The sequence below is a fragment of the Chungangia koreensis genome (assembly GCF_042651785.1).
Classification (GTDB): domain Bacteria; phylum Bacillota; class Bacilli; order Bacillales_A; family Planococcaceae; genus Chungangia; species Chungangia koreensis.
Genome location: NZ_JBHSEC010000019.1, coordinates 1 through 15456 on the forward strand (window position 1 = coordinate 1; position 15456 = coordinate 15456).

Below are 15456 nucleotides of genomic sequence, written 5' to 3' on the forward strand. Positions count from 1 at the left end.
ATCAACGCATCTTTTAAATCATCGAAATTTAGGGTAAAGTTCAATTGAGCCATACTTGATTCCTCCTAATGTTTTGGTCGCACTTAACATTTACCCAGGACCCAAGGTGGCTCATTCACTTTTACACAATTATATGGACTTTATCAATAAAGCTCCCAGCCATTCGCTGGGAGCTTATTTTCGTTATTTAAATAGATCAGGTCGTTGTGCCCTTGAAAGGAATGCACTAAACGACGCACGGTTCATTTTCATATTTGGTTCAAACGTTGTTGCTGAATATCCTTTTGCAATGCCAGACTGATAGAGTGCAAGAATTTCATCATAACTTGCCATGTTTTGATTCACATCGGTGAAAGGCATGGTTGCACCAGCATTCGTCGGGAAGCCAAATGCGTTTTGTATTAAGATTGCCATTTCAGCACGTGTTACGGATTGTGATGGACGGAATGTACCATCAGGGAATCCGGATAAAATTCCTGCTTCGTATGCTGATTGAATATATCCGGAAGCAAAGTTACCAGTTCCTACATCTTTAAATCTTGTCACCCGTTCTTCACCATTCAATCCTTTTGCACGACCGAGTAATGCAACTGCCTCCGCTCTTGTGATCTCCCTAAAAGGTTCAATCTTTCCGTCATCCGTACCATTCATCTGTTTTTTGTAATAGAGATAACTGATATTAGATGAGAACCATTGATCGATTGTTAAATCTTTGAACGTTGGATTACTTAAAACAACCGTAATCGGATTCTTAAATACTTGTCCATTGTCCATTTCAAAGGAGAATTCGAAGCGATATATTCCTGCAGGGCGGTACGTTTCCCATTCTCCGGGAGCAGTTTCAGTAATAGTGGTTCCATTCTCTGTAAGAGACCATTCTTTTACGGCATCTACGTTCTGAACGGACATGTGGATTCGACCGTCACCAGAATTCACTTCTAAGGTAGGAACGTTAGTAATCACACTTTCATAGGTAGCAATGCCGTAACCAAACACCTCGTCTCGGCCAAGAACACCAATATCCTGAGCTGTCAGTTGAAGCAATTGGCGAAGTCTTTGTTGGGAAGCATCCGGGAAACGCTCCTTGTAAAGAGCTAATATCCCTGTTACATGTGGCGCTGCCATTGAAGTTCCAGATAAAGCTGTGTAGCCGTTTTGATTGCCATCTAATATATCCAGGCTGCGAGGAAATGTACTCGTAATGTTATAACCTGGAGCAGTTACTTCAACCGCAGGGCCTTGGGAGCTTTCCGCTAACTTTTGAGTTTGTGATGATAAGGCTGAAACAGCTATAACGGAATCGTATTTGGCAGGATAAAGGACGCTATCACCGGATATCAACTTTCCTTCATTTCCAGCAGATGCAATTATTAATATTCCGTTCTCGTATGCTTTGTTTAGAACCATTCGAAGTGCTGGATCATCTGTCTTCGTCGTAATACTCAAATTCAGAATATCCATATCGTTTTGGATGGCCCATTCGACCCCTTTGACGATACTGCGAGTATCCCCTTCCCCGTTTTCACCTAATGCTTTAATGGCATACAGCTCGGCGTTAGGGGCAACCCCTACTATTCCGGAATTATTATTAAGTGCAGCAATCGTACCCGCAACATGTGTGCCATGGCCATTGTTGTCATTGAATGCACTTTCAGTTGGACAAGCCGATGGAAGACTGCAATAACCGCCCCGCACATTTAAGTCCGAGTGATTTGTCGCAATTCCTGTGTCCAGAACCCCTACTTTCACACCCTTTCCGGTGTAAGGGGTCGTCTGAAGTTGAGTAGCTTTGATGGTGTTAAATGCTGGCGGAATAGATTCTGCCATGATTTCATACTTTTTATCTTTCAGAATCTTGATTGTCGGATACATTTTCCGGATGAGAGCTTGTTCAGAATCCGTCAATTTAGCTTCTGCAAAAGGTATGAAATCAAAGACATTTGTGACAGGAAGATCTTTAAATAATAGTTCCTGTCCCTCCGGCACCATGAGTAGTACATCTTCTGCCTCTTCAGCCATTGCCGGACTTGTGAACGGCAATAACAAAGTTAGGCAGAGTAATATTATAAGAGTTCGGTTTTTCAAGTGCCTTCACTCACTTTCTATCAGTCTCTCTATTATTCTATCAAAAAAACACTGTTCCGCTCACGCAGAACAGTGCTATTTTTAATGCCGTTTTGGCGATGAACTTGCGTTAACCGACTTATAGAGTGGTAAAACGTCTTCACGTTTCTCATAATGGTAAAGGTAATCCAGCGTTCCTAAGTAGATTGCCTTTGCCATTTGCTCTCTACGAGATGGAGATGCGATATAAGCATTGTCTGTTTTGTTATCGATAAAGCCCATTTCAACTAATGCAGCTGGCATTGCATTTTCACGAATAACGTAGTAGTTTCCGTATTTCACACCACGATCTTTTAAGTTCCATGCTTCAAGCATGCGTGCCTGTAAATACTTCGCTAATGCCTTAGACTCTACGTCATATGGATTTCTCGCAGCTGTGTAATAGAAAGTTTCTGTTCCGTTGGCAGAACCGTTCAATGCATTCGCATGGATACTGACGAACAGATGACCGTCATTACGTTTTGCAAATGCGACACGATCACGAAGTTCAACAAACACATCTGTTTCACGAGTCATTTTGACTTGTAACGGTGATTGGACAAAATAGTTCTTTACCCTCTTACCAACATCCAAAACCATGTCTTTCTCTTTTAATCCGAAACCAGTTGCACCTGGATCGTGGTCACCATGACCAGGGTCAAGAATAATGACCATATCTTCAAGTTTTTTAGGTAGAATTGGTGCTGGCTCAGGTGGTGTAATCACTGGTGGATTGTTTGGATCAGGCACAGTCGTCTGCAAGTACGCTGTATGTACAAATCCTTTTTCACCATTCACACGTACGTAAGCCCAATCCCCGATTGAATACGCGTATTCCACTACTTGCCCAAAATTATATTTACCCATGGAAGGATAATTTGTGTTTGGACCGGTACGGAAATTCAAGTCATTCACATTGACATACATAATTTGACTGAATGTTTCCGTATCCGCTGTACGGAACTTTGCATTGATGCTTCGAGCAAGGAAAACAGAGAAATCAGCACGGATAATCGTATCTTGTTCACCGAATGTTCCGTCCTCGTAACCGTTAGCAATTCCTTTTTGCATTAAAGTGGAAGTAGCGACAGCGACAGAGTTTGTTCCTGTTCCAAATGAACGGTTAATTAAAATGGCCATTTCTCCACGGGATAATGTCTTATTCGGTAAGAAGTATCCGTTCGGATAACCGGAGATGATGCCCCGCTTAACTAACTGTTCAATGTAGCCAGAGGCAAAATAGTTCTCGGAAACGTCATTGAATGAGGTTTTCCGTTTTTCACCATTAAGACCAAGTGCCCGTCCTAACATAGCAGCTGCTTGTCCACGCGTAACTTCTGTACTTGGAGAAAAAGCAGTTGTCGAGATCCCGTTGGCGATACCGCCTTCCACTAAATAGTAGATTTCATCTTTTGCCCTGTACGTATCCCCGATATCCGAGAAGTTCGAACTGGCAAATGCCTGTGATGTTGGGAGCCCTAAACCAATGAATAGTGCAGCAAAGAGACTGAATAACCAAAATTTCTTCAAATTTCGTTGCTCCTTTTTCGTTGTTGTACCAAAATGTTACCATATGCTGCTAATTGTCGATATGATTCTATTAGACTATATTTTTGATAATTATTGTCTCTATTTATAATAATAGATAGGAGATTCATAGGATAAAAGATATAAAAGAAGGCAAAAAAACACCCCTATTGTCATGTAACGACAGGGGTCTATTTCTACCAATTATTAGTTGATATAGTGGATGGATTGAAGGAAGTTGTAAAGAATTTTTGCCATTGTGAACGACGGTCAGAATTTTCCTCTCAATAGTAGTAAAAAATTGTCTCTCTTAGGAAAGGAAACTTCCATGGAGCAAAAATAGGAGGTGGACCCATAGCGGATCCACCTCTCTTTTTTTATTCTGCTACAGTTTTAGCTGCTGCAGGGTTTACATCAACAATGCGTCCTTCAACTGCAGGAGCAACTTTGTCCAATACATTCAGGTAGTCGATGAACATTTGGTAGTCAACGTTACCTGGTTCAGATACACGTCCGTCAGCATAAGCTTTACCGAACATATCGTATCCGTCTCCACCCGCCGCTGTGAATGTGTTAGTTGCTACGAAGTATGTTTTCGCATCATCAAGTGCCACGAATTTATCTCCTTCAGAAACTTCCACTTTTGTTACGCGTTCACCAGCTGGTTTGGAACTGTCATATTCGAATTTCAATCCAGAAACATGTAGGAATGCTCCGCTTTCTTTCAAGCCTGTTTTGTCATCACGAAGATCTGCAGATACAGAATGTTCAAGAGCTGCTTTAATCTCAGAACCTTTTAGTTCCATGATTGCTAATGCGTTACCGAATGGCAATACAGTCATTACTTCCCCGACTGTGATATCTCCTTCGTCGATGGAAGCACGGATTCCGCCGCCGTTTTGCATAGCGATCGTTGTTTTGTCATTGATTGTTTTCGCAGTTGCCAACATACCGTCAGTGATCAAGTTACCAAGGTTTGTTTCGTTATGGCGTACACTTGAATTACCTTCGTTGTTGCTATCACGTCCACCATCAAGCGCTACTTCTGTAGAAACGCCAGTAGATTGGTTCATTAGTTCGTCTACTTTTTTCTTGTAAGGAGCCAAGATTTCTTCCGCTTTTGCATCAGCTTCAAAGTCACCTACTTTTACTAACTCACCGCCGAATGAAGTAACGACACCGTCTTCATTAAATACTGCATTCAAAGTTCCTAAGTATTTGCTTTGAGTTCCAGCTTGAACGATGATTGTTGGTGCATCGAATTCATTTGAAACAACTGGATCTTTCAATTCGGAGTGCGTATGACCGCCAACGATGATATCGATGCCTTCAACTTTTTTCGCCAACTCAAGGTCGTTGTCGAAGTTGAGGGAGTCGTTATAACCAAGGTGAGTCAATGCGATGATTTTATCTACACCGCGTGCTTCGAATGCTGCAACCGCTTCTTTTGCTTTCTCAACATAGTTAGCAAATTGGACTTCGCCAGTTGAAGAAATTGTTGGTGTTTCTTCAGTAGTTAAACCGAAGATCCCTACTTCTTCCCCGTTCACGTCTACAACAATTCCGTCATAGATTCCGTTGCTATAATCGGAAGTGTAACGGTTGTTTTGAAGACCAATGAATAGCTCGTCCTTAGAGAAATCAAGGTTTGCTGATAACATTGGGAATTTCGCATTTTTAACAAATGAAGCCAATGCTTTATGGCCTTCTTCACTGCTGCCAAGATCGAATTCATGGTTACCGAATGTCATCGCATCGTAGCCCATGTAATTCATCATTTGAAGATCAGCTGCCCCTTGGAATTCGTTGAAGTAAAGAGTTCCGGAGAACACGTCACCTGCATCCACTAAGAGGTTGTTTTTATGTTCAGAACGGAGTTCCTTAACAGCTGTTGCGCGTTTAGGACCCATGTCCGCTTTTGCGTGTGTGTCGTTAGTGTGCATAACGAACAAATCGAAGAAGCCGAAGTGTTCTTTTGCACGGTCAAGGAATAGTGCCAATTCACCGCGTTTCACTGCATCATTTGCACCAAATTTAGTTTCTTCTTTACCTTTAGTGACACCTTCACGAACAAGTGCGTCTACGTATTTTGCAAAGTTTTCATTTACATCTGTGAATTTCGTTTTCGTAACGCCATCATTTACTGGAAGTTTTGCAGCATTCGCTAATAGTTTAGCAGTTTGGCCACGAGTCAAATTGTCATAGGATCCGAATTTAGTTGTAGAAAGTCCGTCTACTACGTTGTTTTGCACAAGTGCATTTACGGCCCATTTCGCGCGGTCTGGTACATCTGTGAACCCAGCGTCTTTGTACTTGCCGTTTTCATCGAAGCCTAATGCGCGTGCAACTAATACAGCCGCGTCAACACGAGTGATGTTTTGGTGCGTACCGAACTTTGTGTCTTCTACACCTTTTGTAATACCATTACCAACTAGGAAATTTACCGCATCCGCATATGTATCGGAGACGTCAGTGAACTTCAGCTCATCTGCAGATACAGATGGTGCCAACACTGCCGCTACTGCCGCTGCAGTTACAGTTGTAGCTAAGAATTTTCTGTTCTTCTTGGACATTACTTTTTTCCTCCTCATGTTTCGTGAGAGTTTTGACCCTTCACTTTTACTTTAACAAACTATGAATAGGAAAAATAGAATGAATTTAATAATTTCTTTGTAAAGTCCATGTAAAAAACACCCATAAGATTTTCAAATCTCATGGGCGTTTAAACTTGTTGTACATATAGATAAGAATTAGAGCCAAAGTTGCACCAATTGCATCCAGCCCAACATCTTGAATTGCTGGGGTTCGTCCTCCAGTTAATGATTGATGGTACTCATCCAAGAATGCGAATATGACAGTTATAAGGAAAGCTACTATAAACCTTAATCGTAATTGAGGAAGAACCAAATAGACTGCAAATGAAAGAGTCCCAAATGTAAGGATATGTGTACCCTTGCGAATTAGGAATTCAACAAAAGCATAATACCCCCTTTCCTCAACCGAGACGATCTTTCCCCAATATGGAATTTCAAGGATTGAAAGCAGTTCCTTCAAAGGTTGATTGGGAAGCCACTCTTGTAATTGTGGAATTAGCGACTGTTCCTCGTATGTTTGTGATGAAGAAATAAATAATCCTATTAAAATTGCGAGCAAGAAGATATATCTAATCATACTTTTATTCTACCAGTATTCGAAAATGAATATACGTAGAATATGTAGAATTCGGAATTAATAATAGGAGTGCGATATAACCGATTATTTGGATGTATAACCGATTGTTGAACAGTTATAACCGATTATTAATTTTATAACCGATTAATGAGATTTATAACCGATATTAGGTTGGCGAGGCATCCAATAAATCTTATTACCGAATTTGATGACTCTATTACCGATTGTTCCCCATATTTTACCGATTATCAGAATTTATTACCGATTATTTTGATATATTACCGATTATAGAGATATATTACCGATTCCTATTTCTAATGAAGTTTTATTCCACAGGTAGTCACCCAGTATGCCTTACTACCGATTTACTTGGTTTTACTACCGATTATTATCTTTTTACTATCGATTTTTCTCGTTTTACTACCGATTATCATTCGGATACTACCGATTCTCCCCACTTTACTACCGATTCGTATACCTCTCATTAAATGACTCTTTTATTTTTCCGCAAACATATGAACCCAGTAGATTCGACCGTTGGAATCCTTCACTGCTCCGGAGCCGATTCGATTGTATTCTTTATGCAAGATGTTCGCTTTATGACCTGGGGAATTCATCCAGCCTTCAACCACGGCATCCGGAGTGGAATAGCCGTAGGCGATGTTTTCTCCGAAGCTTCTATAGCTATAGTCGAACTGTTTAGCCATTTCAAATGGCGAGCCGTATGTTGGTGATGTGTGATCGAAGTAATCGTTTTTGACCATGTCTTCCGCTTTCAGAGTCGCAAGGCGGGAGAGTTCAGTATCCATTGTGAGCGCCGATAACCCTGCTTTTGCCCGTTCTTTATTAACCAAGTCAGCTGAAGTGTCCGCAATCGAAGCGGTGATAGTCGAATGATCCACGTATCGTTCCTGAGTCGGATCATATTTAATCGAACCGTTTTTAACTCCTAAATGGAAATCCAAAGCACGGTCTGTAAACGCAGCCATTTGGGCACGGGTCACATTTTGATATGGGCCGAAGTAGCCCGGTTTTACGCCATGTGAGATTTTCACTTCTGCAAGTGTCGTGATGTACGGGTGCCAATCCCCTTTCGGTACATCTTTGAAGTGTACTTCATCATTGTTATCAATTTTGATATTCATGCCTTCAACGATGATTTTTGACATTTGTGCACGAGTGAGCGGTGAATCCGGATTGAATTTTGATACGTTTGAAAATACACCATGCTGCGTGAGTTCTTTTATTTCCTCATAGGCATAGTGATCTTTCGGAACGTCGGTAAAATTAGGTGTGAATGAAGGGTCACTTTTGTAATCGAGTGTTCCTCCTAATATTTTCGCGGCCTGTGCACGGGTTAACACTAAATTCGGCTGATATGTACCATTCTTATATCCGTTGATAATTCCTAAGTCAGATAGCCGGTCTATTGAAGGATATGCCCAATGATTTGTCGGAACGTCAGAAAATTCCTTGGCAGAAGCTGCAGCCGGAAACAACAAAGACAGTGATAATGCGGCGGTAATAAGGGTTTTCGATTTTTTCAATTTTCGCACTCTCCTTTTATATAAGTATAGATTGATAGACAGGTAGATTTCGTGAGTGAAGATGTCTATTTTTGTCGGAAATATCAGGTATATTTTGGATGATTCTGGTCGTATAATGGTGCTAATGGTTTAGGAAAAAAGGACGTGCATGGGTGAAAGCGCAAGTTTCATTGTTTATTGGTTTATTAACTATTAGCTTCATGATCTTAGGATCGATACGAGTATCAGAGACAAGAACAGTAGCAGATTTCGAGGCTTTAAAGTCATCGGAATTCCAGGCTATTGAAGTATCTGCCGACCGGGTTACGATCGGCATGATTGGCGATGTGTTATTACACTACCCGCTATACATCTATGAAAACTTCGAAAACAGCTTTTTGGGAGTTTTTAGTAAAATGGATTCGTTTGACTTTTTAATGGCAAATGTGGAGTCGTTACCTGGCGGAGTCGAGCTTGGATTATCAGGCTATCCGCAATTTAATAGCCCCGCTCATATTGTTCGTGATTTAGGTGCATCCGGCGTAGATTTAGTATCGATGGCGAATAACCATTCATTCGATAAAGGTGAAGACGGGTTGCTCCGGGCGATTGGAAATGTAGAAGAATATGGGATGCCGTATGTTGGTGTTGCGAAGTCTGTAGAAGATGCCGAGCAGTTAAGGATTGTTGACGTCGATGGAGTGCGCGTTGGTGTATTGGCGTACACGTATGGAATGAATGGATTTGCCTTGCCTGTCGGGAAAGACTATTTGGTTTCGTTGATAGATGAAGAAAAGATGATTTCGGACGTTGGGCGGATTCGTAGTGCATGTGACTTGGTCGCGATGTCGATCCACTGGGGTTCGGAATATATGCTGGAACCTTCGGAAGGACAGAAGGAGTTGGCACAGAAAATGGCCGATGCCGGGGTCGATGTAATTTTTGGTCATCATCCGCATGTTTTACAGCCTTATGAAGTTGTTGAAGCTGTAGACGGTCGGCAAACCCATGTCTTTTATTCGTTAGGCAACTTCTTCTCCGCCCAACCGTTTGAGTACACGAATGTAGGCGGAATCGGAAGTGTGGAAGTTGAACGGATTGGCGTTTCTGGGAAAGGTTATGTGAAAGTTGTGGGAGCTGATTTCTTCCCGACTGCCGTTGTGAAGAAGGATGGGATTTTACAGGTGGTGCCGTTGGAGGAAGGTACTGCGGCTGTTGGGAAGACGTCTGAATGGGCGGTTGCTCATGTGGGAGCAGAATAAAAGCGAGTCCGCGATATGCGGGCTCGCTTTTCCTTTTATAGTGACGCGATGAATTTCTCCATCCGATTTAGCCCTTCTTCCAGATGCTCCATGGAATACGCATAGGAGATTCGTAAATAACCCTCGCCATATTGCGTGAACGCACTTCCTGGAACAGCAGCTACACCCGCTTCTTTAAGAAGTCTGGTTGCGAATTCGAATGACGTCATCCCGAACTTTTCAATTGAAGGGAAAATATAAAATGCACCAGTTGGTTCGGTAACTTCAAGCCCCATATCGAGGAGTCTGCGGTACACATAATTCCTCCGTTCGATATACGCTTTGTTCATTTCCGCAGGGGTATCCTGACAAGTTGTAAGTGCTTCGATTGCGGCGTATTGGCTTGGAACCGATGCGCAAATTGCGTTATATTGCTGGATTTTAATGCAGTGCTGCATCCACTCTTTGTCCGCCATCAGGAATCCGATTCTCCAGCCTGTCATGGAATGTGACTTTGAAAGACCATGTACTAAGAACAGCTTCTCTCGTAATTCCGGGTAGGCTCCGAATGAACAGTGCTTACGGAAGAACGTATTCTCACTGTAGATTTCATCTGAAATCGTGAAGACATCATGTGTTGCGAGCACTTCTGCAAGTTCGTCCATTTGGGCTTGTTCAATCGCCACTCCTGTTGGATTGGATGGGAAGTTGAACAGGACAGCTTTTGTTTTGTCAGTGATTAGAGATGCAAGCCGCTCCGCAGATGGCTGGAATCCTGTATCGGTTGTGTCCAGGAAAACCGGTGTTGCGCCGAGCAGTTTAATAATCGGCACATATCCCGTATAGATCGGAGCAGGCAGGATGACTTCATCCCCCTCCTCTAAAATTGTACGGAAGATGATATCAATCGCTTGGCTTGCGCCGTTCGTAATGATGATTTCTGATTCCGGATCATAGGAGAATCCGTATTTATTCGTGAAGAATTCATTGACCGTATGTCTGAGGTCAATCAGACCCGCGTTATGGGTATAACCGGTTTTGTTCTCATTAATAGCTCGGATGGCCCCCTCCTTCACTTCGTCAGGTGTCGGAAAGTCCGGTTGTCCGATTGTCAGGTTAATCGCGTCTGGATAATTAACAAGCTGATTGGAGAATTGCCGGATCCCGGATATCGAAATTTCGGTGAGACGAGGATTAATACGCACTGTCATGATAATGCCCCCTTTTGTATAAACTCTTACCTATACAATACCGAATTGCAGATGGTTCGCATAGTGGCGCATGGAAATTTTTACTGCGTATAATGTCAGTTTTTGCAGTAGATAGTAAGTTATACAACTGAATAGCATCGCTGTAGAGAGCGATCAACAAATTGCACGACAAACCACTCTGGGACGGGTGGTTTGTTTTTTTATTATGAAAGATTCGTTAAGGAGTCAATTAGAACTGAACCATAGAGTATGGTAGCAGAGTAAGTAAATTATTATATAGGAATAATAATGAACAGTAGATGATTTAGTTTTTAAAACATCTTAGAAAACGAATAAACGCATTTTAAGAAATGTAAGGGATTACAAACTACAAAAGTCACAATTTGTACTTATTTTATTTTCATTTTTTTACCAATATAAATAGCAAATGTTGTATTCTAACTATTGCAGTTCAAAATACCTACTTTTCTACATATATTTTAAATAGTTAATAGGGATTAATTGAATAGCAATTAAATACAAATGGGAGAAGGTTTAGTATGAAGTTTGTTGTATTTCAATTAGACGGGAAAAATTACGGAGTAGAACTTCAATACATCCGCTCAATTGAAAAGGTGAAAGAAGTACGTGAATTACCTCAGACCCCCCACTTTTACCGAGGAATTATTAATATGCGCGGTGAAGTGATTTCGATTATCGATTTGGCAGATTATTTTCATTTAGGACAGATCAGTAATGTGGATGAAAATTTCGTCCTCATCACACAGTATCAGGACTTAGTCGTAGGATTGATGGTGGATCTCGCTACGGACGTGATTGAGATTGATCCTTCAAGTATTGATGACGTTCCTTCCATCATTTCAGAAAAGTACATACAGGGAATTTTGAATCTTGAAGATAAGATGATTGTACTCTTAGACATACCCAACATTTTGGATAAAGATGAAATCTTGATTTCAAAAGACTTATCTGATCTTGCAATTTAACTAAACAACTACAAATTGAAAGGTGTATACCCATGAAAAGAATTAAGCTTAATACCATCAAGAGTAAATTAATCATCATTTCTTTATTATTATTAGCTATTCCTATGATTATTTTAGGAACTATTAGTTATACCAAGAGTGCATCAAGTTTAGATGGGCTTGGAGAACAAATATTAAAAAACAGTGTTGAACAGACGATTGATAGTATTCGTGTTTTAAATGAAAGTGTAGAAAACGGAGACATATCGTTAGTCGAGGCACAGGAAAAAGTAAAAGTCATGATGTTGGGAAACATCAATTCAGATGGAACGCGCCCTATTAATCCCAATATAGATTTAGGTCAATATGGATATATGTACGCGTTAGATAGTAAAGGATTGGAACTTGCCCATCCAACTGCTGAAGGTAAAAACCTATGGGAAATGGAAGACTCGAATGGCGTAAAATTCGTTCAAGAGATTATCAAGGCAGGTGAAGACGGAGGCGGCTTTGTCTACTATGAATGGCCTCATCCCGAAAATGAAAATATTACTGAAACGAAAGTCTCTTATTCTGAAATTGATCCGTATTGGGGTTGGACTGTAAATGCCAGTACGTATTTAATGGATTTTAATCAACCTGCAAAAGAAATTGGTGCGATGATCCTGATCGTCTTTGGCGCAGCAATGGTTGCTGGGATTATAGTGATTTGGTTATTCGCAAATAAAGTGGCAGATCCAATCAAAAAAGTGACAAAACATATGAATCATCTTGCTGACAGTGATCTTTCCCAAGGAGACGTAATCGTAAAATCCAAGGATGAGACAGGGCAACTTGCTTCATCTATGAATCTTATGCAGGAAAATTTACGAGCGATCATACAAAATGTATCGGATACTTCCGAGACACTGACAGCTCAAAGTGAAGAGCTGACGCAATCGGCAAGCGAGGTAAAAGAAGGTGCCGGACAAGTGGCTACTACGATGACCGAAGTTGCTTCCGGAGCTGAATCACAAGCAAACAGTGCCAGCGAACTCTCTTCTATTATGGATACCTTCGTTGCACGTGTGATGGAAGCAAGTGAAAATGGAGAACATGTCCAACAATCCACTCAGAGCGTCATGATAATGACGGATGAAGGTAAAAAAGCGATGGAGTCTTCAAACCAACAGATGGCAAATGTGAATCGAATCATCCGTGAGTCAGTCCATCAATTTGATGGATTTGAAGAACGTACAAATGAAATTGCGAATTTAGTATCAGTCATTAGTGGTATTGCTGGACAAACAAACTTATTAGCTTTAAATGCTTCAATTGAAGCTGCACGAGCTGGCGAACATGGAAAAGGGTTTGCAGTAGTCGCAGATGAAGTTAGAAAACTTGCTGAGCAAGTCGATGTTTCCGTAAAAGACATAACGGAAATTGTTAATAACACTCAAAAAGAGTTTATCTTAGTGAAAGATTCTCTACAAAATGGATTCCGTGAAGTCGAAGAAGGAACTCAACAAATTTCTGTTACCGGTGAAGTGATCAATCGTATTACCACTTCTGTTGCAGACATGGTTCAAAATGTACAAACCATTACTGGAAACTTAAGTGAAATAGCGGCGAATAGCCAACAAATGAACGCATCAATCGAGGAGATCGCCTCCATTTCGGAAGAATCTGCTGCAGGAGTTGAACAAACAGCCGCAACTGTCCAGCAAGTGAGCAGTTCTATGGAAGAAGTTGCAGGAAGTGCCGATCAATTGTCTGTCTTAGCGGAAGAATTAAACACAGTCGTCAAGCAATTTAAATTGTAAGAAAGAGGGGTAAAATTGAGAAAGCACAGCGTAGTTTTTAGCGAAGGCCGTTACAAAATGCCACTGGCTGCACGCAAGCAAATAAAAGCGAACTGGATCTGTTGTATGGACACATATCAGGTAAACTTACCTAAGAAGTTCTTTCAACTTGTTGACTTTCTCCTATCAGAAGCAGACAACCATGGAGTTATTTTTACAACTAATTCGGAGATTAAACAGCGGGCAAATTTGTCCTACACCACAATTAGTAAGTCCTTTCATTTCTTAGAGAAATATGAACTGATTGAAAAGAGAAATGGAATTGTGTTAATTAATCATCTACATCAGGAAGGCATATTCGATTAAATATCGGATATGCTTTTTATTTTTTGTAAAAAACAAGTGATTAGAATCTACTTCATGATGACCTGAAGATTATTACGCAAAAATCCATGACGGAATTTGTCGATTATTGTAGAAAATAATACTTCCCTACCCTGTCGTAAAATGGTATTTTATTCTACGTAAATAAAATATTTTGTAAAGGATTGGAAGAAATACTTGAAATCAATTTCTTATTCATCTGACTTGCCTTTCAAAAAACGCAATCGCTACTTCTATTTTCCGATTAAAGCAAAGTTTTGGTTTAGTCATTTCGGAGCCTTTCTTTGGATGTGCTTATCTATTTATTTGGCCAGACCGTGGCTCATGAATTTAGCTGATGTTGTTTCGTTTCCGATTGCATTAATGATAATTGCGGGGATCTCTTATATCCCAGGTTATATGAACGCCTTCCTTGTCATGAGTTTGCTGTTGGATCGGCAGCCGCCTTTCAAAACAGTCACGCCGAATGACGAAATTACTATATTAATAGCTGCTCATAATGAGGAAAACAAGATCTACCGTACATTAAGTTATATCGCAGAGCAAGATTACTCCGGGAAGATGAATGTGGTTGTTATCAACAACAATTCCAATGACAAGACTTGCCAAGAAGTATTGCGGGCAATCGATGAGTTGCCAATCCACATTGAGCTGTTGCATGAACTGAAACCTGGTAAATTCCACGCTTTGAATCATGCTCTGAAATTAGTGAAAACACTGTATGTGGTGACAATTGATGCAGATACGATGCTCCATCCGTCTTCTATCCGATTTTTAGTCTCGCGTATGAAGTCCAGCCCTTCTGATGTGAGTGCTGTGGCGGGGGCAGTATTAACTCAAAACAGCCGGGAAAACATGTGGACCAAGATTCAAGAGTGGGACTACTTTTTAGGAATTGCCTCTATTAAAAGGTTACAAGGTTTATATCAAGGTACATTAGTTGCCCAAGGTGCCTATAGTTTATATAAAACGGAATGTGTAAAAGAGGTTGGGGGCTGGCCGGATGCCATTGGCGAGGATATCGTGTTAACGTGGCGAATGCTCGAGAAGAATCGGAAGGTTTATTTTGAACCGTTGGCAGTGTCGTTTACCGAAGTGCCAAGCTCCTTCACTCATTTTGTCCGCCAGCGCGCTCGCTGGGCAAGAGGAATGATTGAAGGTTTACGGGAAATCAAACCATGGAAGCAGCCACAGATGTACGTGAAATATTTGACTGGCATTAACTTGGTAATGCCATACTTGGATATTGTCTATACATGTGTATGGATTCCCGGCTTGATTTTGGCATTATTCGGTCATTATTATATCGTTGGACCTATGACACTACTTGTACTACCTTTGACTGTTGTCAGTTATTTAACACTATACGTCTACCAACGGGATTATGTTTTTAAGCCATTGAGGTTACGTATCCGAAGGAATTTGGTTGGATTTATCCTTTTTATCGTCAGTTATCAAATGCTCATGTCTCCAGTGTCAGTGTATGGGTATGTACAAGAAACTTTGAAGTTGAAGAGAAGTTGGAAATGAAAAAGAAGACTAAGTAA

Annotated in this window: 11 protein-coding genes; 5 read left to right on the forward strand and 6 right to left on the reverse strand. The window is 40.9% G+C overall.

Annotation, left to right across the window (positions count from 1 at the left end):
- Nucleotides 1-183: 183 nt before the first annotated feature.
- From ACFOZY_RS09160 to ACFOZY_RS09180, 5 genes are all read right to left on the reverse strand, one after another.
- Complete coding sequence (locus ACFOZY_RS09160; RefSeq protein WP_378154580.1) at nucleotides 184-2085, reverse strand: S8 family peptidase; 1902 nt, start codon at nucleotides 2083-2085, stop codon at nucleotides 184-186.
- A gap of 81 nt (nucleotides 2086-2166) precedes the next feature.
- Nucleotides 2167-3633: an N-acetylmuramoyl-L-alanine amidase gene (locus tag ACFOZY_RS09165; protein WP_378154582.1), complete on the reverse strand. Its 1467-nt coding sequence runs from the start codon at nucleotides 3631-3633 to the stop codon at nucleotides 2167-2169.
- A gap of 374 nt (nucleotides 3634-4007) precedes the next feature.
- Complete coding sequence (locus ACFOZY_RS09170) at nucleotides 4008-6203, reverse strand: 5'-nucleotidase C-terminal domain-containing protein (RefSeq protein WP_378154584.1); 2196 nt, start codon at nucleotides 6201-6203, stop codon at nucleotides 4008-4010.
- A 139-nt stretch (nucleotides 6204-6342) separates the two neighbouring features.
- Nucleotides 6343-6801 carry a VanZ family protein gene (locus ACFOZY_RS09175; RefSeq protein WP_378154586.1) on the reverse strand — a complete coding sequence of 153 codons (459 nt, stop codon included), beginning with the start codon at nucleotides 6799-6801 and terminating at the stop codon, nucleotides 6343-6345.
- Between the two features lie 497 nt (nucleotides 6802-7298).
- Nucleotides 7299-8348 (reverse strand): S-layer homology domain-containing protein, encoded by a 1050-nt coding sequence (locus ACFOZY_RS09180; protein ID WP_378154588.1) that lies wholly within the window; start codon nucleotides 8346-8348, stop codon nucleotides 7299-7301.
- Nucleotides 8349-8500: 152 nt separating this feature from the next.
- Here ACFOZY_RS09180 and ACFOZY_RS09185 point away from each other — a divergent pair, with 152 nt between their 5' ends.
- A complete protein-coding gene (locus ACFOZY_RS09185) occupies nucleotides 8501-9589 on the forward strand; it encodes a CapA family protein (RefSeq protein ID WP_378154590.1) in 1089 nt (362 codons plus the stop codon).
- Between the two features lie 35 nt (nucleotides 9590-9624).
- Here the strand turns inward: ACFOZY_RS09185 and ACFOZY_RS09190 are convergent, their stop codons facing one another.
- Nucleotides 9625-10779 carry an aminotransferase class I/II-fold pyridoxal phosphate-dependent enzyme gene (locus ACFOZY_RS09190; RefSeq protein WP_378154592.1) on the reverse strand — a complete coding sequence of 385 codons (1155 nt, stop codon included), beginning with the start codon at nucleotides 10777-10779 and terminating at the stop codon, nucleotides 9625-9627.
- A gap of 539 nt (nucleotides 10780-11318) precedes the next feature.
- On the opposite strand from ACFOZY_RS09190, the gene ACFOZY_RS09195 reads away from it, so the two are divergent.
- The 4 genes from ACFOZY_RS09195 to ACFOZY_RS09210 all read left to right on the forward strand — a co-directional run bounded on the left by ACFOZY_RS09195 (nucleotide 11319) and on the right by ACFOZY_RS09210 (nucleotide 15439).
- Complete coding sequence (locus ACFOZY_RS09195) at nucleotides 11319-11765, forward strand: chemotaxis protein CheW (protein ID WP_378154594.1); 447 nt, start codon at nucleotides 11319-11321, stop codon at nucleotides 11763-11765.
- Between the two features lie 32 nt (nucleotides 11766-11797).
- Nucleotides 11798-13546: a methyl-accepting chemotaxis protein gene (locus tag ACFOZY_RS09200; RefSeq protein ID WP_378154596.1), complete on the forward strand. Its 1749-nt coding sequence runs from the start codon at nucleotides 11798-11800 to the stop codon at nucleotides 13544-13546.
- Between the two features lie 15 nt (nucleotides 13547-13561).
- A complete protein-coding gene (locus tag ACFOZY_RS09205) occupies nucleotides 13562-13891 on the forward strand; it encodes a hypothetical protein (RefSeq protein WP_378154598.1) in 330 nt (109 codons plus the stop codon).
- A gap of 342 nt (nucleotides 13892-14233) precedes the next feature.
- Nucleotides 14234-15439, forward strand: coding sequence for a glycosyltransferase family 2 protein (locus tag ACFOZY_RS09210; protein ID WP_378154600.1), 1206 nt, complete (start codon nucleotides 14234-14236; stop codon nucleotides 15437-15439).
- Nucleotides 15440-15456 lie beyond the last annotated feature (17 nt).

Bases quoted from the DNA above. Each gene is read 5' to 3' on its own strand.
- ACFOZY_RS09170 (WP_378154584.1), bottom strand. From the start codon at position 6,203: ATGTCCAAGAAGAACAGAAAATTCTTAGCTACAACTGTAACTGCAGCG.
- ACFOZY_RS09175 (WP_378154586.1), bottom strand. From the start codon at position 6,801: ATGATTAGATATATCTTCTTGCTCGCAATTTTAATAGGATTATTTATT.
- ACFOZY_RS09200 (WP_378154596.1), top strand. From the start codon at position 11,798: ATGAAAAGAATTAAGCTTAATACCATCAAGAGTAAATTAATCATCATT.
- ACFOZY_RS09210 (WP_378154600.1), top strand. From the start codon at position 14,234: ATGAATTTAGCTGATGTTGTTTCGTTTCCGATTGCATTAATGATAATT.
- ACFOZY_RS09190 (WP_378154592.1), bottom strand. From the start codon at position 10,779: ATGACAGTGCGTATTAATCCTCGTCTCACCGAAATTTCGATATCCGGG.
- ACFOZY_RS09195 (WP_378154594.1), top strand. From the start codon at position 11,319: ATGAAGTTTGTTGTATTTCAATTAGACGGGAAAAATTACGGAGTAGAA.